Annotated in this window: 22 protein-coding genes; 6 read left to right on the top strand and 16 right to left on the bottom strand. The window is 63.5% G+C overall.

The features are described from left to right. Window positions 1-64 precede the first annotated feature (64 nt). The gene (locus AC1Q61_RS18295; protein WP_020968932.1) at window positions 65-1,060 is read left to right on the top strand and encodes an HAD family hydrolase; all 996 of its coding nucleotides are present in this window, start codon (window positions 65-67) and stop codon (window positions 1,058-1,060) included. A 39-nt stretch (window positions 1,061-1,099) separates the two neighbouring features. Here AC1Q61_RS18295 and AC1Q61_RS18290 read toward each other — a convergent pair whose 3' ends face one another. The 7 genes from AC1Q61_RS18290 to AC1Q61_RS18260 form a co-directional block, all read right to left on the bottom strand. Further along, a complete protein-coding gene (locus AC1Q61_RS18290) occupies window positions 1,100-2,137 on the bottom strand; it encodes a lysophospholipid acyltransferase family protein (protein ID WP_042923247.1) in 1,038 nt (345 codons plus the stop codon). After that, window positions 2,134-3,267 carry an NAD-dependent epimerase/dehydratase family protein gene (locus tag AC1Q61_RS18285; protein WP_492651034.1) on the bottom strand — a complete coding sequence of 378 codons (1,134 nt, stop codon included), beginning with the start codon at window positions 3,265-3,267 and terminating at the stop codon, window positions 2,134-2,136. The genes AC1Q61_RS18290 and AC1Q61_RS18285 overlap by 4 nt, the downstream gene beginning before the upstream one ends. A 217-nt stretch (window positions 3,268-3,484) precedes the next feature. Continuing rightward, window positions 3,485-3,586 carry a 30S ribosomal protein bS22 gene (locus AC1Q61_RS18280; protein WP_003402602.1) on the bottom strand — a complete coding sequence of 34 codons (102 nt, stop codon included), beginning with the start codon at window positions 3,584-3,586 and terminating at the stop codon, window positions 3,485-3,487. A gap of 244 nt (window positions 3,587-3,830) precedes the next feature. Continuing rightward, on the bottom strand, window positions 3,831-4,067 hold the full coding sequence (locus AC1Q61_RS18275; RefSeq protein WP_003941845.1) for a helix-turn-helix domain-containing protein: 237 nt from the start codon (window positions 4,065-4,067) through the stop codon (window positions 3,831-3,833). Window positions 4,068-4,193: 126 nt separating this feature from the next. Continuing rightward, complete coding sequence (gene proC / locus AC1Q61_RS18270; RefSeq protein ID WP_003941923.1) at window positions 4,194-5,009, bottom strand: pyrroline-5-carboxylate reductase; 816 nt, start codon at window positions 5,007-5,009, stop codon at window positions 4,194-4,196. 34 nt (window positions 5,010-5,043) lie between these two features. Further along, a complete protein-coding gene (locus AC1Q61_RS18265) occupies window positions 5,044-5,889 on the bottom strand; it encodes a thioesterase family protein (protein ID WP_042923249.1) in 846 nt (281 codons plus the stop codon). Then, window positions 5,886-6,524, bottom strand: coding sequence for a MerR family transcriptional regulator (locus tag AC1Q61_RS18260; RefSeq protein ID WP_042453006.1), 639 nt, complete (start codon window positions 6,522-6,524; stop codon window positions 5,886-5,888). The genes AC1Q61_RS18265 and AC1Q61_RS18260 overlap by 4 nt, the downstream gene beginning before the upstream one ends. A gap of 150 nt (window positions 6,525-6,674) precedes the next feature. Between AC1Q61_RS18260 and AC1Q61_RS18255 the strand changes: the two genes are divergently transcribed. The 4 genes from AC1Q61_RS18255 (at window position 6,675) to AC1Q61_RS18240 (ending at window position 12,690) form a co-directional block, all read left to right on the top strand. Further along, entirely contained in the window at window positions 6,675-7,298 is a 624-nt protein-coding gene (locus tag AC1Q61_RS18255) for a TetR/AcrR family transcriptional regulator (protein ID WP_003942051.1), read from the top strand. A gap of 155 nt (window positions 7,299-7,453) precedes the next feature. After that, window positions 7,454-8,920 carry a wax ester/triacylglycerol synthase domain-containing protein gene (locus tag AC1Q61_RS18250; RefSeq protein WP_007735322.1) on the top strand — a complete coding sequence of 489 codons (1,467 nt, stop codon included), beginning with the start codon at window positions 7,454-7,456 and terminating at the stop codon, window positions 8,918-8,920. Window positions 8,921-8,923: 3 nt separating this feature from the next. Beyond that, window positions 8,924-11,260, top strand: a complete 2,337-nt coding sequence (locus AC1Q61_RS18245; protein ID WP_007735324.1) for a glycerol-3-phosphate 1-O-acyltransferase — start codon at window positions 8,924-8,926, stop codon at window positions 11,258-11,260. After that, window positions 11,257-12,690, top strand: a complete 1,434-nt coding sequence (locus AC1Q61_RS18240) for an HAD-IB family hydrolase (protein ID WP_003941905.1) — start codon at window positions 11,257-11,259, stop codon at window positions 12,688-12,690. Before AC1Q61_RS18245 ends, AC1Q61_RS18240 begins: the two co-directional genes overlap by 4 nt. On the opposite strand, the gene AC1Q61_RS18235 is transcribed toward AC1Q61_RS18240, so the two are convergent. From AC1Q61_RS18235 to AC1Q61_RS18225, 3 genes are read right to left on the bottom strand one after another with little or no spacing between them, the layout of a single operon-like run. Then, window positions 12,670-13,554, bottom strand: coding sequence for a sugar phosphate isomerase/epimerase family protein (locus tag AC1Q61_RS18235; protein WP_042923251.1), 885 nt, complete (start codon window positions 13,552-13,554; stop codon window positions 12,670-12,672). The genes AC1Q61_RS18240 and AC1Q61_RS18235 overlap by 21 nt on opposite strands. Window positions 13,555-13,561: 7 nt before the next feature. After that, complete coding sequence (locus AC1Q61_RS18230; protein ID WP_215515738.1) at window positions 13,562-14,680, bottom strand: Rv0497 family membrane protein; 1,119 nt, start codon at window positions 14,678-14,680, stop codon at window positions 13,562-13,564. Next, complete coding sequence (locus tag AC1Q61_RS18225; protein WP_003941975.1) at window positions 14,680-15,630, bottom strand: Ppx/GppA family phosphatase; 951 nt, start codon at window positions 15,628-15,630, stop codon at window positions 14,680-14,682. The genes AC1Q61_RS18230 and AC1Q61_RS18225 overlap by 1 nt, the downstream gene beginning before the upstream one ends. Window positions 15,631-15,696: 66 nt before the next feature. Here AC1Q61_RS18225 and AC1Q61_RS18220 point away from each other — a divergent pair, with 66 nt between their 5' ends. After that, window positions 15,697-16,482, top strand: a complete 786-nt coding sequence (locus tag AC1Q61_RS18220) for a DUF3109 family protein (RefSeq protein WP_215515737.1) — start codon at window positions 15,697-15,699, stop codon at window positions 16,480-16,482. Window positions 16,483-16,569: 87 nt separating this feature from the next. Here AC1Q61_RS18220 and AC1Q61_RS18215 read toward each other — a convergent pair whose 3' ends face one another. The 6 genes from AC1Q61_RS18215 to mshA form a co-directional block, all read right to left on the bottom strand. Continuing rightward, window positions 16,570-17,259 (bottom strand): winged helix-turn-helix domain-containing protein, encoded by a 690-nt coding sequence (locus AC1Q61_RS18215; protein WP_003942020.1) that lies wholly within the window; start codon window positions 17,257-17,259, stop codon window positions 16,570-16,572. Beyond that, window positions 17,256-18,491 (bottom strand): sensor histidine kinase, encoded by a 1,236-nt coding sequence (locus AC1Q61_RS18210; RefSeq protein WP_003941938.1) that lies wholly within the window; start codon window positions 18,489-18,491, stop codon window positions 17,256-17,258. Before AC1Q61_RS18210 ends, AC1Q61_RS18215 begins: the two co-directional genes overlap by 4 nt. Before the next feature lie 162 nt (window positions 18,492-18,653). Beyond that, complete coding sequence (locus tag AC1Q61_RS18205) at window positions 18,654-19,409, bottom strand: phosphoglyceromutase (RefSeq protein WP_003941992.1); 756 nt, start codon at window positions 19,407-19,409, stop codon at window positions 18,654-18,656. Window positions 19,410-19,455: 46 nt separating this feature from the next. Next, window positions 19,456-21,057, bottom strand: coding sequence for an AMP-binding protein (locus AC1Q61_RS18200; RefSeq protein ID WP_042923257.1), 1,602 nt, complete (start codon window positions 21,055-21,057; stop codon window positions 19,456-19,458). 139 nt (window positions 21,058-21,196) lie between these two features. Then, window positions 21,197-21,694, bottom strand: a complete 498-nt coding sequence (locus AC1Q61_RS18195; RefSeq protein WP_047268888.1) for a type III secretion system chaperone family protein — start codon at window positions 21,692-21,694, stop codon at window positions 21,197-21,199. Continuing rightward, the gene (mshA, locus tag AC1Q61_RS18190; protein WP_003941843.1) at window positions 21,691-23,019 is read right to left on the bottom strand and encodes a D-inositol-3-phosphate glycosyltransferase; all 1,329 of its coding nucleotides are present in this window, start codon (window positions 23,017-23,019) and stop codon (window positions 21,691-21,693) included. The genes AC1Q61_RS18195 and mshA overlap by 4 nt, the downstream gene beginning before the upstream one ends. Window positions 23,020-23,043: the final 24 nt, after the last annotated feature.

The raw sequence follows: 23,043 nt of genomic DNA, 5'->3' as shown, positions 1-23,043 counted from the left end.
TCATCGCGGAGGATAGGCTGACTCGAAGAGTTCTCTGCTCGAGAATGCAACACGGGAGGTGCGGGTGCCTGCGCGATCACTACCGAACGGCTCCGGATTCGGATCAGGGCTTGCCGGGGTCATTCTCCCCGGACGTCGCCATGTGAAGAATCCGCTGGGCCCGAGTGAGTCGGAAGTTCGAGCCAATCTCGCCGGCGAGGCGAGCGCTGACGCAGCTCTGGCATTGCACGAAGCTGCCAACCCCACAGAACCGGAAACCGGCGAAGAGCCCCCGGCCGTTCCGCGCGACCTCACGGCCGCCGCATTCTTCGACGTCGACAACACCATGGTGCAGGGTGCGTCGATCATCCACTTCGCCCGTGGTCTCGCTGCACGAAAGTATCTCAAGACCTCGGATCTGGTGGATTTCGCGTGGAAGCAGATCAAGTTCCGAGTCACCGGCCGAGAAAGTAGCGACGACGTCGCCGAAGGCCGCGAGAAAGCACTGTCCTTCGTGGCCGGTCGATCCACCGCCGAACTCGCCCGCCTCGGCGAGGAGATCTACGACGAGGTCATCGCCGACAAGATCTGGCCAGGCACGAGGGCGTTGGCCCAGATGCACCTCGACGCCGGACAACAGGTGTGGTTGGTGACGGCAACTCCGGTCGAACTGGCTCAGGTCATCGCCGAGAAACTGGGATTGACCGGCGCCTTGGGCACTGTCGCCGAGAGTGAGGACGGCGTCTTCACCGGCCGACTCGTCGGCGACATCCTGCACGGCATGGGCAAGGCGCACGCCGTACGGACGTTGGCGGTGCGTGAAGGACTCAATCTCAAGCGCTGTTCCGCCTACTCCGACAGCCACAACGACGTTCCGATGCTCTCGTTGGTGGGGACACCGGTGGCGATCAATCCCGACGCAGATCTTCGTGAACTCGCGAAGAACCGCGGGTGGGAAGTTCGCGATTTCCGCACCGGACGAAAGGCCGCCAAGATCGGCGTACCGACGGCGCTGGTGCTCGGAGCGGTCGGCGGGGCGCTCGCGGCAATTCTCGCCAGGCGCAAAGAACAGAACGCCTGAGCGGGTTCGGTCCGGATCGAGCAGCGATCCGGACCGAACTCAGCCGAGAAAGACGTTGCGACGCTTGGCCAACAGTCGATACAGCGTCTGCTGAATGGTTTCCCGGACGTGGTCCGTGACCTCGAACAGGACCATCGGATCGTCGGCGGCACCGCTCTCGAAGGTGTCGGTGACGATGGGCTTTCCGAACTCGATGTACCACTTCGACGGCAACGGAACCAGGCCGAGCGGCCCGAAGTGTGGAAACAGCGGTGTCACCGGGAAATACGGAAGACCGAGAACGCGTGCGAGTGTGGTGAGATCACCGATTTTGGGATAGATCTCCTCCGAACCCACGATCGAGCACGGAATGATCGGAACACCGGTTCGCATTGCGGCCGACACGAAGCCACCGCGCCCGAACCGCTGCAACTTGTACCGCTCACTGAACGGTTTCCCGATGCCCTTGAATCCTTCCGGGAACACGGCCGCGACTTCACCGTCGTTGAGCAGACGCTCGGCGTCGGGGTTGCAGGCCAACGTATGACCGGCTTTGCGCGCCAGTCCACCCACCACTGGCATCTCGAATGCCATGTCCGCAGCCAACATTCGCAGTGGACGATGCGCTGGATGGTGATCGTGCACGGCAACCGACGTCATCAGTCCGTCGATCGGGATCACACCGGCGTGGTTGGCGACCACAAGCGCTCCCCCGGTGAGGGGAATGTTCTCGATCCCACTGACCTCGACGCGAAACCACTTCTCGAACAACGGGCGCAACATCGGCATGACGACGTTGTCCGCGAAATGCGGGTCGAATCCGAACTCGTCGACCTCGTAGTCGCCCGACACCCGACGTCGGAAGAATTCTGCTGCCGAGGCGATCTGGTCGACGATCGCCGACCTGGCCGAATCGACGAACGTGCTCTCACCGCCGTGGTCGGCCGCCGAGGACACTCCGGACGGATGCCGACGTTCACTTTGTTCACGGATGTCACGCTCCGCACCGGTGACGGACTCACGCGAACGGGAAGTTGCCGACTTTCCGGTGTGAGTTGCGCTGGGCCGCAGGGGAATTACCTTCGCCACGTCAGTCACCCCTTCACCGCACTTCGTCCCGACAGCGGCATGTGCATCACGTCTGCACTTGTTGCCGCCGCGGCGGTGTCACCGCCGAGGATGGCGGTCAACGCATTCTCCGCCCGATCGATCCACTCGGACTTGATGATCCGGCGCGTCTGCATCGCACGCATGAAATCGTCGAGTGCTTGCATGGTGGTCCATCGCGGCTCGAACCCCAGCTCGCTGCGCATGCGAGTGGTGTCGAGTCCGCAGCCGAACCGGAAGTACTCGAGTTGCTCGTCGGTGTACAGCCTCATGGACGACCCCACCAACGCGCTCCCGACGCTGCGGAACAGAGCGAGCGGCATGGGAACTTCCACCCTGCCTGCCCGGCGGATCGCCTGCGACATCATGACCACTCCGTCGCCGGCGATGTTGTACGTACCCGAAGCGTGTCCGATGGTCGCCTTCTCCAGCGCCGCGAGGGCATCCTCGACGTGGAGCAATTGCAGGCGCGCGTTGCGCCCGACGATGGTGGGCACGAGTGGGGCGGTGACGTAGTGCCCGACGGTTGCAGTCAGCTGAGGTCCGATCAACGGCGCCAACCGCAGAATCCCGACCGAGATGTCCGGGCGCCGACGCCCCATTCCGCGGAGGTATCCCTCGATCTCGAGGCTGTCGCGGGCATATCCGCCCGGCGGCCGGCGGCGCGCACTCATTTCTTCGGTGAACTGAGCGGGATCCTTGGCACTGCACCCGTAGACGACCGAAGCCGAGCGCAGGACCACCTTGCGAACCGTCGGAGCTTTCTGACAGACCGCGAACAGTTGCATGGCGCCGATGACGTTCATGTCCTTCATCGCGGCGCGGCTGCCGGCTTTGGGGGCTTTCTGAAGCGTCGACGCGTGCACGACGGTGTCGACCTCGGCGTTTCGGATCACTTTGCCGATCAGCGGATTGCGGATGTCTGCTCGCACGAATTCCGCGCGGCCCATTCTGCGCATCATGTCCTTGCTCGGACTGACGGCGTCGACGGCGATGACACGCTCGATCGACGGATTCTGCGCAAGCCTGGTCACCAGGTAGCCGCCGAGAAATCTGCTCGCCCCGGTCACCAGTACGACGCGAGGCGTCGTGCCCCCTGAAGTGTTGTCACCTTCAACCACCAAGTACCCCCATATCCAGTAGAAACGCGCTCTGCCGAAGCGTCCCTCCCGCGATTTTCCCCCACTTTACGGGCAGAGGGGGTCCCGCGCTGACTACCCAAATTTCGGCCATTCAAGACAAACCGCCCAGCCAATGAGACGTGGCACACATCGCTTTCCCCCGAATATGCTGATGCCCGCCACCCCGGAAGGGGTGGCGGGCATCAACAGGTACTGCTTATTTACCGAGTTTCCTGCGCTGTACTCGGGTACGACGAAGCAGCTTGCGGTGCTTCTTCTTCGACATGCGCTTGCGACGCTTCTTGATCACTGAACCCATAGCGGGTGTCCCTCACGTTCTTCTCTAGCGTTCCTGCGCACGCCGGTCACGTACGCCTGCGCCAAGCAATTGGCGCCTGGCCCTCGTTTTAACTAGCTCAGCGCCTTACGACACCAGCTTGCTGGTACGACAGTGACTCATCGTACCGGTGTGGAGTCACTCGGCATAAACCGAGCCTCCGGCACAGCAACCGCTGTGCCCGCGACTCGGCTCACGCCGAGGTCATCCTCTTCGAACCGGCTGGTCAGCCGGCATCGAAGTACGAGGTTTCGAGGTAATCGTGTACTGCCTTCGCATGTACACGGAACGAACGGCCCACTCGTACAGCAGGCAATTCGCCACTGTGTACCAACCGGTACACAGTCATTTTCGACACCCTCATCAAAGTTGCTACCTCAGCAACAGTGAGGAATTGCGTGCCGGCCACTGCCGGCTTTCCGTCGTGGGACGAACCCATGGACGGCTTGTTTGCAGACACCATTAATCCACATACCTCCAGCACGACTCGCGCCGCCGGCTTCCCCTCCGGCGGAACAGACACGTACGTACTAAGTCGAGCTTAGCTGTACTGGTGGGGTTAAAGCGACGGGTGTGGCTAAACGGACGACTAATCCGCAGCTGCACCCATCGCGGCCGAGCGCGACTTGGCGGCATCCAAGGCATCGAAGAACGCCGTCCGCAGGCCGCCCGCTTCGAGCTGACGCAGTGCCGCAGCCGTCGTTCCGCCCGGTGACGTCACCGCGGCGCGAAGATCCGTCGCGCTGTCGCCGGTGCGATCGAGCATCGCTGCGGAACCGACCATCGTCTGCACCACCAATTCGGTAGCGACCGGGCGCGTCAGGCCGAGACCGACTCCCGCGTCGATCATCGCTTCGGCGACCAGAAAGAAGTAGGCCGGGCCGGAACCGGAGACAGCCGTGACCGCGTCGATCTGCGATTCGGGAACCGTGACCACCTTGCCGACGCTGCCGAGGATGCCGCGTACGAGCTCGAGATGCTCGGCCTTGACGTGCCGTCCGGGCGAGAGCACGCTCACGCCCTCCCCGACCAACATGGGGGTGTTCGGCATGACGCGGATGACCGGGAACCCTGCGGGCAGACGCGTTTCGAAGAATCCCGTGGGGATTCCCGCCGCAAGGGAAACGATCAATTGTTCGAGGTCGCCGTCCAGATCGACCTTCGTCAACGCCGTGAGCGCTGACTCGACGTCGTTCGGCTTCACCGCGATGACGATGACGTCCGCACCCTCGGCGGCATCGGCGACCGTGCTGACGCGGATGGAGTATTCGGCGATCAATTCGTCTGCGCGAGGCTGATATTGCTCGGCGACGACCAGATCCTTGATGGCGTGGCCGGCCTGCAACAGCCCGGAGATCAGCGCCTCGCCGATCTTGCCGCCACCGATAATCGCAATTCTTGTCATGGCGAACAGCCTGCCACGACCGCAGCGATCGACCCTAGCGGGGCATCATCGCCAATTGACGACTCTGGACGACGACTGCGCCCGTCGAATCGAGAACAGCATGATCCTCTTCGAACCACGTGCTGCCCAGAACATCCGAGCTCGCCCGCACGCGAAGCCATCCCGGCGTCGGCAGTCGGCGCAGGTACGTCGTCAACTGCACGGTCGGCGCCCACCCGAACAGGCCGCGGTTCATCGTCACCGGCGCGCTGATGTCACCCGCCATGATCGCGAACAGCACAGCGGTGTCGAGGTCGTTTTCGTCCTCGGGTCGAGGACGGACCCACATCCTGACCTCGGCCTCGCCTTGGCTGCCGGTCAGGAAGTGCGCCGAGGTGGTGTCGATTCGCATGTCGCAACCCTGACCGACATGCACGACCTGCGCCATCGGGTGATCGCCGATGACTGCCACCGCACTCTCCGGCGGTTCCGGTGACATGTCGTCGATCGACGAGGCCGTGACGAAGGTGGGGTCGCCGTCATCGGGGAATCCGAGCGTGACCGCCGCGCGAACAGCGCTGCGACCCGCCTGGCTCAACTCGACGTCGAACAACGCGACCTGGCGTCCCTGCTTTCGGACGATCACCTCCAGTTCGACTTCACCCGGATCTGGGGCCGACAGATAGTTGGCGCTCACCGCGAGTGGCTGCATCTTCAGAAGCGAGTCGTTCTCACCTGCGCCGTCTCGCAGACATCGACGCGCTGCAGCGGCGCACACAGCCATCATGGAGCCGCCGTGCACTTTCGGCCCGATGGTCCAGATCGAATCGATCGTTGCGGTGTATCGCCCGTCGCCGAGCGAGGTGAGGCGATTGAGATCTTGAAAGGGACTGGTGCTCATCGATTTTCCTGTTCGGTGCTTTCTCGGTGTTGCGGGAAATGTCGTGCGGCCAAGTCTTGGTGCGCCAGGCGTCGCAATGCTGTCAGGACGGGTTCGTACATGGCGGTTCCGAGGACCGCATAGCGAATGCCGTCCTCGGTCGAACTGGTAGGCATCAGCTCGATTTCCACTTCGGCAATCCCTCGGATGTGGTCGCCGTAGGCGCGCAGGCGCTCGTCCGAGAGACTCAGTCCTGCATCCTCGAGGCCGATCAGTGCCCGCTCGAGGTGCGCGACCGCCACGTACCTCGGCTCGAAAACCTGACCGAGAAACTCCAGAACCTTGCGAGCTCTGGGGAACTCTGGATCCGGTTCAGGTTCGACGTACGGGGGTAGTTGCGCGATTGCGCGGCCGAAAGTCTCGAATTCGGATCGCTCGTCAGTGTCCACCAGTTCGAGCACCGCGCGAATCCGTGGAATCGCGAGTCCCGCCCCGGCCAGGGCCCTGATCAACGCGAGTCGCCGGACGTGCTGTTCGCCGTACCTCGCTCCCGTTGCGCTGGTCGGCTCACCCGGCATCAGCAGACCTTCACGGAGGTAGTACTTGATAGTGGCCAGTGCAACGCCGGACTGTGCGGCCAGTTCGGAAACCTTCACCGCTCCTCCGTCCAACTCGCTCGACCCATTACTGGATAGTGATGCTATCCAATGGGGGCCGAGCATCGGTAAGGAGGACACGCCTTGCGCTAGGGTTGAACCTTCTTTGCGCACACCACCAGAAATTTCCGAACGGAGCGAACAGGCGGAATGACGGATTTGCAGTCGGAGGCTCAGCCCGACGAACAGTGGCGCATCGTGGAACCACTGACGCTGACTCCCCTGCTCACCGCCGCACTCGAGGTGTTCCACGAACTCGGTTACCACGGAGCGTCGGTTCGTGACATCGCAAAACGTGCCGGTGTCACCGTGCCGACGCTGTATTACCACCACGGCAACAAACAGGGCATCCTCGTCGCGCTGATGGAACCGGGCATCGAGAACGTCACCGCACGCGCGAGCGCTGCGGTCGACGCTGCCGGACCGTCGCCGACGGCACAGTTCGGCAATCTCGTCGAGGCGTGTGTTCTGCACATGACCAGTCGCTCCGACATAGCCTTCCTCGATTCCGAACTGCGATACCTCGAGGACGCGGAACGAAAGAGCTACGCCGCCAAGCGAAAGAAGCTCGAGAACCTACTCGTCGACGTACTGACGGCAGGCGTCGAGAGCGGTGAGTTCACGGTCCCGGACATCACCGGAACGGGCCGTGCGCTACTGGGAATGTGTCAGTCCGTCGTCCTCTGGTATCGACTCGACGGACCGCAGACTCCGCGCGAAGTCAGTGTTCTCTACCGCGAGATAGCCCTGAAAGCCGTCGGCGTCACTTCTTGAGCACTGAACTTCCCGGCATGTCCGATTAGCCCTTAACTGACGAACGTCACACCTGTCGGCTGACACCGAAACCGGGACGCGCCCACGGTCGCGGGTCCACACTTAGAAGCAGAGATGCGCGGGGTGGATCCGCAGACCGAGGGAGTTCTTGACGTATGGCCAACAGCAATCCATTTGTTCCTCCTAGCGCGGTCGACGTCGACCTTTCCGCGGTCGCCTGGGGGGCGAACCGCACGATGTCCGACTTCGAGACTGGAATGTGGCGGATGGAAGAGGCGCAGCCGCAACTGCGCTCACCGATCGTTGCGGTAGAGGTACTCGATCGTGCCCCGGACTGGGATCGACTTCTCGACGCAGTCGAGTGGGCATCGCACGTGGTTCCGCGTATTCGTATGCGAGCAGTGGAACCGGCAATGCAGCTGGGCAACCCGGTGTGGTCCGTCGATCCCGAGTTCGACATCGGCTACCACCTACGACGCGTCCGCTTACCTGCACCGGCGGACTTCGATCACGCACTGCGCATGTGTCGTCACCTTGCGACGGAACCTTTCGACAAGGCTCGACCGCCGTGGAGCGCGCTGCTCATCGAAGGTCTCGACGACGGTCGCGCCGTGTTCGTGGTCAAGACTCACCACTCCATCACCGACGGCATGGGCGGCATCCAGATGATGACGCTCCTGCACAGCAGACGCCCGGACCCCACTCCGAACAAGCCCGACCGCACACCGCCTGCTCCTGAGCATCTGTCGTCGGTGGGCGCCTTCGGCGAGGAGGTGGTCAGCGAGATCCGGCGTGCGCCCTCGCGTATCGCCAAGCTGGTCCGTGGTGCCACCAATGTTGCGACCACGGCGATCTCGAGTCCGATCACGACAGCTTCCGAGGTCCTCGGTTACGCCAATTCACTCCGCAAGATCGTCACTCCCCCAGCTCGTTCCGGTTCCCCTCTGCTCCACGATCGTGGTCTCGGACGATGGTTCGGAACTCTCGAAGTGGGTGTTCCCGAGCTCAAGGCCGGAGCAAAAGCTGCCGGCGGGTCACTCAACGACGCGTACGTCGCCGCTTTGCTCGGCGGCTTCCGTCGCTACCACGAAGCCTTCGGACAGTCCGTCGACAGCATTCCGATGGGTATGCCGATCAGCATGCGTACGGGCGCAGACGCCAACGGCGGCAACAGGTTTGCAGCCGTTCGCTTCAACGGCCCGGTCTCCGAAACCGATCCGGCCAAACGCATCAGGCAGGTGCGAGAGATCGTACTGGGTCTGCGGGAGGAGCCCGCGTTGGACGCTCTCGACGTCGCCGCCCCGATCCTCGCCCGCCTGCCGAATTATCTACTCGCGAACTGGTATCTGTCACAGTCGACGGGTCTGGACCTGCAGGCCAGCAACGTCGCCGGCGTACCGGTACCGGTCTATCTCGCCGGAGCGAAGATCGAGCGGATGTTCCCGTTCGGCCCGGCGCCCGGTTGCGCGGCAATGGCGACACTGGTCTCCCACGTCGGGGTGTGCTGTATCGGAATCAATCTCGACACCGCTGCGATCACAAAACCCGCGCTGCTGATGCAGTGCTTGCAGGAGAGCCTGGACGAGATCGTCGCTCTCGGAGTCACAACGGAAGGTGCGTGAGTCATGAGCGAGAACACGACCAACCCGCGCGTGTACCTCACCGAAACCATGACAGAGGCCGAAGCCGGCGTGCTGCGAAAGTGGCTTGCCGACAAGGCAAGCTCATCCGAAACTCGGCCGGTCACCGTCAACATCACCGACAAGACCCTGGCAGAACTGGCGGCACGGACCGACGACCCGATGCTCGCACCGCTTCGCGTGGTGTGGATTCCGGACACCCATACCAAGCACAACGTCGCGGTGCGACTACGTGATGCGCTGGCACCACGCGATCCTCTCCACCCCGGACGCGGTGCACAACGCAGAACCCTGCGCACCGACCCCTCTCGGTGCCAGGTCATCGAAGGTGAACCCGCACCACTGAGCGATCTCGAGCGTCGCCTCGAAAAGAGCGGTGGCGGTTCGCTACCGGAGTTCATCCGACGGCAGGCCGCTCTGGCACTCGAACGCGCCGAATTGGGCCTACTGGGTGGCCAGTACAAGGTGTCACGGTTCGTCGTCGACGAGATCACCGACACCCGCCGATTCGCCACCGAGGTCATGGCTTTGGCCGACCGGTTGAACATCGCCGTCGCCGAAGTCGATCGCCGCGCACGTGAAGCTCTCGAAGAAATGGTTGCCACCCAGAGTCGCCAAGCCATCGCGGTGTGGGATCGCCTGGGCCGCTACTTCGCTCGCGCCTACAAGCTGGACGTGGACACGAGCCGCTTCGAGGAACTCCGTGAGCTGAACAAGGAACACTCACTGGTCTTCCTCCCCAGTCACCGTTCGTACCTCGATCCCCTCGTCCTGCGTCCGGCGTTGATCGCGAACGGCTTGCCGCTCAATCACGTCATGGGCGGCCTCAACATCAGTTTCTGGCCCATGGGCTCGATCCTCAAGCGCAGCGGCACCGTCTTCATTCGTCGAAGCATCGGCAACGACGAGGTCTACAAGTGGTCGATGCACGAGTACATGCGCTATCTGCTGACCAAGCGCTTCAATCTGGAGTGGTACATCGAAGGTGGACGCGGACGTACCGGGAAACTACGCCCGCCGCGCTTCGGTCTCCTGACCTACCTGACCAAGGCATTTCAGGTCAGCGGAGCGTCCGACGTGTACCTCGTCCCGGTTGCGCTGAGCTACGACCAACTCTACGAGGTCGGGGCCATGGCTGCCGAGGCGCTCGGCGCCGAGAAGACACCGGAAGGCCTGCGCTGGATGGTGGGTTACGTACGCGCCCAGGGAAAACGCAACGGTGTCGCGCACGTGACCATCGGCCGGCCGCTCTCACTCGCGGACGCACTCAGCCAGGAAACCGATCAACGCCTCGCCATTCAGAAGGCCGGCATCGAGGTGTGTCACCGCATCAACGAGGTCACCCCGGTGACCGTGTCTTCACTGGCGATGTTGGCGTTCCTCGGAATCGAAGACCGGGCGTTGACAGTTCGTGAACTCACCGCGATTCTCACGCCGCTGTTCGGCTACATCACCGCGCGAAATCTTCCGATCGCCGGCGACGTCGAACTGTCCGATCCGCGTGTCATCGAGAAGGCATTGCAGACACACGTCGATTCCGGGGTGCTCGAGCGCTTCGATCGGGGCGGCGAGCAGGTCTTCTACCTCGGCAAGGACCAGCATCTTGTCGCTGCCTTCTACCGCAACAACACGATTCACTTTCTTGTCGTGCGTGCCATCACCGAACTCGTACTTCAGGCAGCCGTCGAAGAGCGGTTCGAGGACCCCATCGGGGACGGGTGGGCAGAGGCCAAGCGCATCCGAGATTTGTTGAAATTCGAGTTCTTCTTCAGTGACCGGGACACGTTCGAGCAGGAGATGCGGACCGAGCTGACGCTGATCGACCCCGAGTGGGAAACCGTCATGGCCGACGACAAACGAACCGAGCACATGATCGAGACGGTTCGCCCGTACCTCGCGCACCGCGTGCTCCAACCGTTCCTCGAGGCGTACCAGGTTGTCGCCGATCAGCTTGTGCTCGCGCCGATTTCGACATCGTTCGACGAAAAGTCGTTCATCAGCAACTGCATCGACGTCGCACATCAGCGTCGACTGCGGCAGCAGATCGCCAGCAACGAATCCGTCTCCGGCGAATTATTCGCCACCGCACTGAATTTGGCGCGCAACCGTAACTTGATCGAAGTCGACGACGACGGAGTCCGGGCCCGGCGCCTGGCATTCGCTGCCGAGATCAAGGTTCAGGTCGAGCGCCTGCGTCACCTTCGCGCACTCGCGCATGCACGACTCGATCAGGTGGCGATGCCGGTACCGGACGCCGCTGCGGTAGTGACCATTCCAGAAGCAAACCGAGCGCCCGCCGCGAACGAGGAAGTAGGACTGTGACCGGACTCGAGCGTCTGCACTCCGCCATCGAAGCCGCCCCGCCCGGGCCCGGAACGATCGCCGCCTTCGACCTCGACGGCACCTTGATCAGCGGGTACTCGGCCAGCGTTGTGTACCGAGACCGCCTGCGACGCTTGGATATCAGCGTCGGCGAACTCTTGCGCACCACCGGTGCCGCGATCGACACCCAATTCCGCGGTGCTGACGTCGGAGCACTCATGGACATCGGCGTTCGAGCCTTGGGCGGCCGTACCGTCGAGGAACTGAACGACTGGGGGCGACGGCTGTTCAAGCAGGAAATCGCCGCGATGATCTACCCGGAAGCCCGCGGGCTACTGGCGGCACACCGGCGAGCCGGCCACACGATCGTGATGGCTACGTCGGCGACTCCGTTCCAGGCCAAGTACGTCGCCGAAGATCTCGACATCGAAGACGTGCTGTGCACCGAGCCCGAAGTCGTCGACGGCATGCTCACCGGCGAACTGTCTTCGCCCGCACTGTGGGGGCCGGCCAAGGCCAATGCCCTTGCAGGCTATGCCGAGAAGATGGGCGCCGATCTGAAGAACGCGTTTGCGTACTCCAACGGTGTCGAAGACGTCTTCATGCTCGAGGCCGTCGGGCGACCTGTCGCGTTGAATCCCGATCGTGGTCTGGCCAAGATCGCGTTGCGCAATCACTGGCCTTCGGTCAGCCTGCGTAAACCGCAACGAGGCGCAACACCGATCTCCACGATCCGAACGGCGACGGCCATGGGCGCGCTTGCTGCCACCGCCGCCCTCGGTGCGTCGGCAGGCATTGTCACCGGGAACCGTCAACTGGGTGCGAACCTGGTCGGCACGTACGGCCCCGACATCTCGCTCTCACTGCTGGGCATCGACGTCGAGATCGACGGCGAGCACAACGTGTGGGATCACCGCCCGGCGGTGTTCATGTTCAACCATCAGAGTTCCCTGGACATGTTGGTCCTGGGCACCGTGATCAAGCGTGACGTGACCGGCGTCGCGAAGAAGGAAGCGGCAAGCGATCCGCGGTTCATGCCCGTCGGTGCACTGCTCGACGTCGCCTACATCGACCGCACCGACACCACGAAGGCGAAGGCTGCACTGCAACCGGCAGTCGACAAGCTGAAGAATGGTGTCTCGATAGTCATAGCTCCGGAGGGCACCCGTTCTCCGACGCCACGTCTGGGCCCTTTCAAGAAGGGTGGATTCCACTTGGCGATCCAAGCCGGTGTGCCGATCGTACCCGTGGTGATTCACAACGCGGGTGAACGGATGTGGCGCAATTCGCTTGTCGCCCATCCAGGCCCGGTCTATGTCTCGGTGCTCGATCCCATCTCGACCGAAGGCTGGGAGACCAAAGACCTCGACGCACACGTCGAGAAGGTGCGCGCGCAGTTCGAAGCTGCGCTACTTGCCGGCCACCGCTGAGCGTGCCAGGTGCTCGCGTGCAAACGCGAGCGCCTGCGCCAGCATCGACGACCGCTCCCGCCGGGTGCGCGCGTTCTGCGTGTTGATCTCGATGACTGCCTGGCCGCTGAATTCGCTCGCAGCCAATTGCTGACACAACTCCGCGCACGGCTGTGAGCCATGCCCCGGAATCAGGTGCTCGTCCATCGACGCCCCGCGACCGTCGGCCAGGTGCAGGTGCTCGAGCCCCTTGCCCATACGGGAGGCCAACTCCAGGGCATCCATGCCCGCCGTCGCGGTGTGCGACAGGTCGAGTGTGTAGTGAGCATGATCGGAATCGGTCGGGTCGTACGACGGACTGAACGCGGACAACGCTGCCCCTGGACCGCCACGTTTACGCAGACGCTCCGCGGACTTGTCCTTGCCGCCGAAGAAGCTGTCGGCGCGCATGGGGAACATGTTCTCCACTGCCACAACGACGCTGCTCTTCGATTCGAGTTCGACAACCTGTTCCGCGAAGCCTTCGGCGTACTTGCGCTGCCACCGGAACGGCGGGTGGACGACCACCGTCGTCGCTCCCAAGGTTTCGGCGGTGCGCACCGAACGCTCGAGCTTCTCGACCGGATCGGAACCCCACACGCGCTGCGAAATCAGCAGACACGGCGCATGCACGGCCTGCACCGGAATGGCGTACTTGCGAACGAGGGCGGCAACAGCACCGATGTCCTGACTCACGGATTCGGCCCACACCATCAGTTCGACACCGTCGTATCCGAGATCAGCGGCGTAGCGAAATGCTGCTTCCGTGTTCTCCGGATATACCGAAGCCGTCGACAGGCCGACGGCTATCGGCCGACGAACCATGCGCTGCGATCCCCCGATCATCGTCCGATCAACCCGAGGTCAACAAGAACGCCAGTGGACCGAGCGTCACGATCATGCCGACGACCACCGCGATCACGAAACTCGTGATGTCGTCCGTCTTCCGCAGAACCCGCACGACAGCAACCAGGCCGACGATCACGATCAGCGCGAGCACCAACGCCACCCACGGCAGCATGTCCCACAGCTTCTCGAAGCCCTTGAACATCGCGCCGCCGACGATCAGTGCAACAACCACCTGACCGGCAAGCACTGCCCATTCACGGATCGAGTTACGCTCGCCTGTCTCTTCCGCTGCCGATTCGGCTTCGACATCGGACTCCGCGACGGCACTGGACTTTTTTGCACCGTCATCGACTGCCGGTGCCTTGACCAGATCGACAACAGCGGTGGATTCGGCCTCGCCGACATCCGCGTCTGCGATCTTGTCGATCAGTTCGGTGCTCTCTTCCGGCGCGGCCGGAGCGGGAGCGGTCTGTGCAGGTGCCTTGGCGACGGGAGTGGGGACACGCGGCGGCAGGATCGGCGGACGCAACGACGGCGACTGCGTTGCGGCGCGCTCCTGACGCATCAGGTCGCCCGCCAGGGTCTGACCCGACAGCAGGGCTGGTTCCTGCGTTACCTGCGTCGGTGACGAGGAGTTGAGCGGTGCCCGGCTCACCCACTGCCCGGGCGAGGACTTCGAGGTCTGTCCCGGCGAAGGCGTGGAAGTCGGCTTCGGAGTGGTGACCGGCGGCGCAGCAACCGGCTTCGACTCGCCCTTGGGTGCCTGCGGCTCGTCATCGTCATCGTCGTCGTCGAACGAGACGGCGAAGGCTGCGGTGCGATCGGCGGGAACCTTCGGTGCCGGTTCGACTGACTTGGCGGTTTCCGCGACGGCCTCGGCCGGCGCTGAAGGTGCAGCGGTTTCCGGCGCAGCGGCTTCAGGCTGGGCTGCTGGTTCGCCGGACTCGGACTCGGCGGCCGCGCGCGATCCCGACTGGCGAACGATCGGGATCTCACCCGTCAGTTCGGCGACGGAGATGCCACCGGCTACGCCGCGCCGGCGTCGTCCACCTCGGGATTCGACGCTCTGACCGTTCCGCTTGAGCAGTTCCGCTACGGAAATCTGCTGACTGTCCTCGGTCATCAAGCACTCACCACCAATTCACCGCCCATTTCTGTGTCGAGCTTTCGCAGAATCAGACCCTCACGCAGTGCCCAGGGACAAATTTCCAGTTCGTCCACTCCGAGCGCCCGCATGGTTGCCTCTGCGATGAGCGCGCCGGCCACAATCTGCTGTGACCGATCCGAGCTCACTCCTTCCAATTCTGCACGGTCCGCTGCCGTCATCCTGGATATGAAGGCTATGAGTTGCCTGAGTCCGCTGGAAGTCAGGGTCCGTTTTGCCCGGGGGCCTGCGGCAGAAGGGGCCGCGCCGGTGAGCCGAGCCAACGATCGGAAGGTCTTCGAAGTCCCGACCGTGCGGTCCCAGTCGCCGGCGGCGCGCAGTTCCTTGGCTGGTCCGACCAACTCCGCGTCCAGCCAGTCGCGCAATACAGCGACCCGGCGCTTGCCCGGCGGATCGGCCTGTAGCCAGTCGCGCGTCAACCGTCCGGCACCGAGTTGCAGTGAGAAGGCGACGTCCGGATCCTCGTCACCACCTGCGGTGAGTTCGAGCGAGCCGCCGCCGATGTCCAGGTTCAGGATGCGTCCGGCGCTCCAGCCGTACCAGCGGCGCACTGCCAGAAAGGTCAAGCGGGCTTCGTCGACCCCGGAGAGAACCTCGAGATTGACTCCGGTCTCGGCGCGGACGCGGGCGAGCACGGCTTCGGAATTGTTGGCGTCACGGACGGCGGAAGTGGCAAAAGCCATCATTTCCTCGCACCCTGACGTCTTGGCGATACCGGCGAATTCGGAGACCGTCGACACCAACCGATCGGCTCCTGACGTGGTGATATCGCCGCGGTCGTCGGTGTTCTCTGCCAGCCTCAACGTCGACTTGGTCGAGCTCATGGGTGTTGGGTGGCCGCCCCGATGGGCGTCCACAACCAATAGATGGACGGTATTGCTTCCGACGTCGAGTACCCCTAGTCGCACATCGCCACGTTACTGGGTCTACGGTCGGCCCTTGTGACAGCAGGTAACCCAGACCGGTCCCACAAGATGACTCCGAGCCCCGAGGTCGATCTCGATTTCCCGCGCGAGTGGGTCGAATTTGTCGATCCGGATAACTCCGAACACCTCATTTCCGCTGATATGACGTGGTTGCTCTCGCATTGGACCTGCGTGTTCGGCACGCCGGCGTGTCAGGGCATCATCGGAGACCGCCCGGACGACGGTTGCTGCTCGCACGGCGCTTTCCTCTCCGATCAGGAAGATCAGGACAAGCTCGATGCGTCAGTGAAAATGCTCACAGCCGAAGACTGGCAGTTCATGGAAAAGGGTCTCGGCAAGAAGGGCTACGTCGAAGAAGACGACCTCGAGGACGCGCCCGCGCTGCGCACCCGCCGCTACAAAGGAGCGTGCATCTTCCTCAACCGGCCGGGTTTTGCCGGAGGCGAGGGCTGCGCTCTCCATTCCATGGCGCTCAAGAAGGGCATCGAGCCGCTCGAGGTGAAACCGGACGTGTGCTGGCAGCTACCGATCCGCCGCACCCAGGACTGGGTCGACCGGCCGGACGGCGTCCAGATCCTCAAGACCACGATCACCGAGTACGACCGCCGCGGCTGGGGTGAGGGCGGCGACGACCTCGCCTGGTACTGCTCCGGCTCCCCCGACGCTCATGTCGGGGAGCGGCAGGTCTGGCAGTCCTACGGGCCCGAGTTGACGGAACTTCTCGGAAAGCGCGCGTACGACGAGCTGGCTCGCCTCTGCAGGCGTCGCGCGGGCCTCGGCCTCATCGCAGTCCATCCGGCGACCACGATCGCTCAGAACAAAGCTCAGGGCTGACTCCGCCTGAACAAAAAGAATTCAGCCGCTCACACGATCGTGTGAGCGGCTGAATTCTTCTCGACATTTCTTCTCGACGAGGTTCGATCACGCTTCGAGCTTGTAACCCAATCCACGGACCGTGACCAGATGTTCCGGCTTGGCCGGATCCGATTCGATCTTCGAACGCAACCGCTTCACGTGTACGTCAAGGGTTTTGGTGTCACCGACGTAGTCGGCGCCCCAGACGCGGTCGATCAACTGTCCGCGGGTCAGCACCCGACCGGAGTTGCGGAGCAGGTACTCGAGGAGATCGAACTCCTTGAGCGGCAACGTCACCGGGTTACCCGCGACCTGCACGACGTGGCGCTCGACGTCCATCCGTACCGGTCCGGCCTCGAGCACCCCGTTGTCGGAGGCGAGGTCCGCCTCGTTCTCCACCCCGCGGCGCAGCACCGCACGGATGCGAGCGATCAGCTCACGCGCCGAATACGGTTTGGTCACATAGTCGTCCGCACCGAGTTCCAGTCCGACGACCTTGTCGATCTCACTGTCACGCGCCGTCACCATGATGACGGGGACGCCGGAGCGCGACCGCAGCGCCTTGCAGACGTCCGTGCCACTCATGCCGGGCAGCATGAGGTCGAGCAGGACGATGTCCGCTCCGGAGCGATCGAATTCCGCCAACGCCGACGGTCCGTCGTTGACGATGGTGGTCTCGAAGCCTTCCTTGCGGAGCAGGAACGCCAGCGGGTCCGCCAAGGACTCCTCGTCCTCCACGATCAGCACACTCGTCATCGTTTGGCCTCCATGCCGTTTTCTCTACTGCCTTGTTCTCGTCTGCCGATCCGCGTGGAACCGGCGGTTCCCGCGTCGTCAGAGTCGATGTCGTCGTCCGACTCCACGTGTGCCGGTATCTGCAACGTGAAGGTAGACCCTGTACCCGGTTTGCTCCACAGTTCGATGGAGCCGTTGTGATTGGCCGCGACGTGTTTGACGATCGCCAGCCCCAGACCGGTTCCACCGGTCTGCCGTGACCGCGCCTTGTCCACGCGGAAGAATCTCTCGAACACTCGCTCCTGGTCCGCTTTCGCGATGCCTTCTCCTCGGTCGGTGACTGCGATCGCGACATTGTCGCCGCGCACCGAACGACTGACGGAAACCGGAGAACCCTTGGGCGAGTACGCAATAGCGTTCTCGATGAGGTTGGACAATGCCGTGACGAGGAGAGTCTGATCCCCGAGCACTTCCAGCCCACTCGGATGGTCGGTGGTGACCGTGATCCCGGCGGCCTCGGCCGACAGATTCGACCTCGACAGTGCTTCGGACACCACGGTGTCGACGTCGACCACGTCGAGATCCGGCAGCTTCTCGGCACCTTGCAGACGCGAGAGTGCGATCAACTCGGTGACCATCTTGCCCAGACGAATCGACTCACCGAGCACCCGTTCGCCGAAGTGGCGCACCGATTCCGGGTCGTCAGCGGACTCGAGCAGTGCCTCCGCGAGCAGGCTCATCGCACCGACCGGCGTCTTCAGTTCGTGGCTGACGTTCGCGACGAAATCGCGTCGGGTCGCCTCCATGCGGACCTGCTCGGAATCGTCGTCGGCGAACAGGACCACGAAGTTGCGATCGTCCTTGCTGAGCAACCGGGCCGTGCCACGTACCGCGATCTTGTCGCGGCCGCGCTGAGCGGTCTGCGCCGTCAGATCGACCTCGACGGGTTGACCCGTCCGCAGAACTTCCTGAGCAGCCCGCCAAGCTCGCTCGTCGACCAGACGATTCTTGACGAGACCGAGTTCCTCGGCGCGAGGATTGAAGAGCACGACGTCGTGAAAACCGTCGACGACGGCGATACCGCTTTCCGAAGCCAACACGATGAGGTCGAGAACCTGGGACATCGTGAGCCCGGTCTGTTCGTCCGAGCGCTGACTCTGGCGCGACGACAGCCTGGGTACCAGCACCCCGCCGACGAGGTAGCCGACCAAGCCGGCGACCACGACCAGCAGCACTGCAATCACGACACTCACGGCGCAATCGTACGTTCGCGCGAAGAGTCGGTTACGGCGGGTTCGGACGTTCCCACCCGCGTAATCCGCCAGGTGGACGGCGTTGGTTCGTCGTTCATCTGCTGTTGGCCGAGGCCCCCCGAAATCACTGTTCGGGGGGCCTCGACGCACATCATCGGGTTGCTACTTTCCGCCCTGATTCGCCACCGCGGCGGCGCCGGCAGCTGCGGCCTCCGGATCCAGGTAGGTGCCGCCGGGATTGAGCGGCTTCAGGTTCTCGTCGAGGTCGTAACGCAGCGGGATTCCGGTCGGGATGTTCAGGCCCGCGATGTCCTCGTCCGAGATGCCGTCGAGGTGCTTGACCAACGCACGCAGCGAGTTGCCGTGCGCGGTGACCAGCACGTTCCGACCGGCGAGCAGCTCCTGGGAGATGGTGTCCTCCCAGTACGGGATCAGACGCTTGACGACGTCGAGCAGGCACTCGGTCAAGGGAACCTCGTCGAGGTTCGCGTACCGGGGATCGGTGTCCTGGCTGTACTCGCTGCCGGCTTCGATGGCGGGCGGCGGGGTGTCGTAGCTACGACGCCAGAGCATGAACTGCTCGTTTCCGTACTCTTCCTTGGTCTGCGCCTTGTTCTTGCCCTGCAGAGCGCCGTAGTGGCGCTCGTTGAGACGCCAGTCGCGCACTACCGGGATCCAGTGGCGATCGGCGGCGTCGAGCGCGAGGTTGGCGGTGCTGATCGCGCGGCGCAGCAGAGACGTGTAGAGAACGTCGGGCAACAGGTTGTGCTCGGCGAGCAGTTCGCCGGCGCGCTTGCCCTCGGCCATGCCCTTGTCTGTCAGGTGTACGTCCACCCAGCCGGTGAACAGATTGAGTGCATTCCATTCGCTCTCGCCGTGGCGGAGCAGGACCAGGGTTCCGATACTCATGGCGTTCATCCTGGCACGAGTACCGGAACCCTTCTTGATCAACCCTGTCCGGAAATCAGCTCGGGGCTACTTCCGCAGTTCGCAGATCCTTGCGGAGGATCTTTCCGGCCGCGGATTTCGGCACGGTGCTGATGAACGAAACCTGGCGAACCTTCTTGTGCGGCGAGACGCGCTCGGCGACGAAGGTGATCACGTCGTCTTCGGTCAACTCGGCGCCGTCCTGGAGCACGACGAATGCCTTCGGAACCTCTTCGCCCTCAGCGTCGAGCACACCGATCACTGCGGCGTCGGCGATCTGCGGATGGGTCAGCAGCAAGGCCTCGAGTTCCGCCGGGGGAACCTGGTAGCCCTTGTACTTGATCAGTTCCTTGAGGCGGTCGACGATCTTGACGACGCCGTCGCCGTCGACGGTCGCGATGTCACCGGTGTGCAGGTAACCGTCGTCGTCGAGGGTGTCCTTGGTGGCCTGGTCGTTGCCGAGGTAGCCGAGCATGATGTTCGGGCCCTTGCACCACAGTTCGCCGGGCTCGCTGACGCCGTCCGAGCCGAGAGCCGGGTACGCGACCTCTTCGCCCGTTCCGGGGTCGACGAGCTTGCATTCCATGTTGGCGATGGTCGGACCGCAGGTGTCGAGCGCGATGTCGTCGCGGTCGAACGGAATCGCGTGCGAGACCGGGCTCATCTCGGACATGCCGTAGCCCTGGCGGACGTGGCAGTTCAACCGGTCGGCGACGGCCTTGCCGAGCGCCGCGTCGAGCGGGGCCGCACCGGAGAAGATGGTGTGCACGCTCGAGAGGTCGTACTGATCGACGAGCGGATGCTTGGCCAGCGCGACGGCAACGGGCGGTGCGACGAAGATGTACGTCGACTTCTGCTCGGCGACGATCCGCAGGAACTCGACGAGATCGAACTTCGGCATCGTGATGAGGCTCGCGCGGCGATAGAGCGCAGCGTTGAGCAGGACAGTCATGCCGTAGATGTGGAAGAACGGCAGGACCGCGAGAATCTTGTCGTCGGTCTCGATGCCCATCCGCGGAATGATCTGGCAGACGTTGGCCACGAGGTTCCGATGGGTGAGCATGACCCCCTTGGGTCGGCCGGTGGTGCCCGAGGAGTACGGCAGCACCGCGAGTTGGGTGGCCGGATCGAAGGAGACCTCGGGCGCCGCTGCACCCTCGCCGAGCAGATCACGCAGCGAGAGGTGGCCTTCGGCCCCGTCGAGTACGAACACGTTCTCGGCCGGGATACCGACCAGGTCAGCAGCGGCCTTTGCCTGCGGCAGGAGCGGCGAGACGGTGAAGAGGAACTTGGCCTTGGAATCGGTGAGCTGCTTGGCGATGTCCTCGGCGGTGTAGAGCGCGTTGATCGTGGTCGCGACGCCACCGGCACGAAGGATGCCGTGGAAGACGGAACCGAAGGCCGGGACGTTGGGCGAATGCAGCCCGACCACGTCGCCGACGCTGAGTCCGCGCGCTGCGAGAGCGCCTGCAACGCCGTTGATCTGTGCGATCAGCGAAGCGTATGTGGTGACTGCGCCCGAACTGCCCTCGACGAATGCCGTCTTGTCGAGGTCTGCGGGGTCGGTGTTTCCGAACAGGAAGTCGTAGACGCTGAGGTTGGGGATTTCAACGTCGGGGAACGGACTCTTGAAGCTCACTGTGCTCCTCGAAAAGTTGCGCGGCGGGGTGGTGTGACCAACTTACTGTGACTCACGGGAACAGTATTATTCCGTGACGACAGTCACAAGTAAAGGTCACTTTACGTGACACATCCGCGATGTGTCTCACCCCGCTCGATCAGCTCTGCGCGGGCTCCTCCTCGATGAGGTGCTTGAACGGTTCGAGATTCGCCAGCGACTCGCCTCGCGACACCCGCCACGCCCACTCACGCTTGATGGACGAGGAGAAGCCGAGTTCGAGGATGACGTTGAAATCGCCGTCGGCGGCTTCGAGAACCTGACCGAGCACTCGGTCGAGTTCATCGCCGGTCACGGCATGCTCCGCGATCTTGCCGACCAGGTAGATGTCCCCGACCTTGTCGAGTGTGTACGCCACCCCGTACAGACGGCGGTTGCGCTTGAGCAGGAACTTGTAGACGCCTTCGAAGTTCTCGTCCACCTTGCGGCACACGAAGGCCTCGACCCGCACACCGTGATTGCCAACGGTGAGCAGAGTCGACGTCTTGAGTTTGTGTTCACCGGGAAGTTCGACGATGAAATGCGCGTCGTCTTTTCTGGTGAAGTCGAGTTCACGCTCGGTGAGGGCCTGCTCGATGGTGTCCGAAATGCTGCTCATGTACGCACTCCCCCGGTCCGGCGCAGACGCCACAGACCCCGCGCACGGCGGGGCGAGAAGTCGCTGGGACCGGTTCCGTTGTTGTAGTTGACTGCGGCTTTGCGATAGCTCTCGAGCAAACCGTCCGCGGTGTGTTCCCACGAGAAATTTTCGGCGTGACGCGGTGCCTGCGCGGCGAGTTCGGCCAAGCGCGTCGGTGCTGTCACCAAAGATTCGAGGGCGCCGGCCCAGTCTTCGGTGCGGTGTCCTTGAACCAGCAGGCCTGTCTCCCCGTTGCGTACGGCTACTCCCAGTCCGCCGACGTCGGCGGCGATCACGGGAGTTCCGCAGGCTTGAGCTTCGATGGCGACCAATCCGAAGGACTCCGAATAGCTCGGCACCGCAACCAGATCCGAGGCACGGTAGACATCGGCGAGACGCTCAGGAGCCTGCGGCGGCAAGAACGTCACCTGCGCTGTGATGCCGAGTGAGCGTGCCAGTTCGATCAGCACGTCCGGCCGCGCGAGGCCAGTTCCGGACGGCCCGCCGACGACGAGGATGCGCAACGGCAACTCGGGGCGACGGCTGATCACTTCGGCGGCAGCACGCAGCAGAACGTCCGGCGCTTTCAGAGGTTGGATCCGGCCGACGAAAGTCACGACGACCTCGCCCGGGTCCAACCCCAACGACGCGCGGGCGGAATCGCGATCGCCCGGTCGGTAGCGGGTGAGATCGGCGCCGGGAGCCACGACGTCGATACGCGTGGGATCTGCGCCGTACAACTCGTGCAGCGCCTTGGCTTCGTCGGTGGTGTTGGCGACCAGGCGATCGGACTCGGCGACTACTTGCTGCTCGCCGATCTGACGTGCTGCCGGCTCCGGGGTGTCTCCCTCGGCAAGCGAAAGATTCTTCACCGCCGCGAGGGTGTGGGCGGTGTGTACGAGGGGCACGCCCCAGCGGTCGCGGGCCAGCCAGCCGACCTGACCGGACAACCAGTAGTGCGAGTGAATCAGGCTGTAGTACCCGGGCTCGTGGCGCGCTTCCTCCCGCAGAACTCCTGCGACGAAGGCACACAGTTGAGTCGGCAGATCCGCCTTGTCCAGCCCTTCGAAGGGACCAGCAGCAATGTTCCGAACCCGCACTCCGGGAGCGGCGTCCACCACGGGTGCGTCGGCCGAGGACGTCGCGCGGGTGAATATCTCCACCTCGACGCCACGTTTGGCGAGCTGAATGGCGGATTGCAGAACGTAGACGTTCATCCCACCCGCGTCACCGGTGCCGGGTTGCGCCAATGGCGAGGTGTGGACCGAGAGAACGGCCACCCGGCGAGGGCGCGAAATGTGCATGGGCGTCACGACTCCATACTGCCC

The organism is Rhodococcus sp. MPR-R1B, assembly GCF_058793255.1.
Note: the sequence above shows the minus strand (reverse complement) of the source record. Positions and strands in the feature narration are given on the sequence as shown.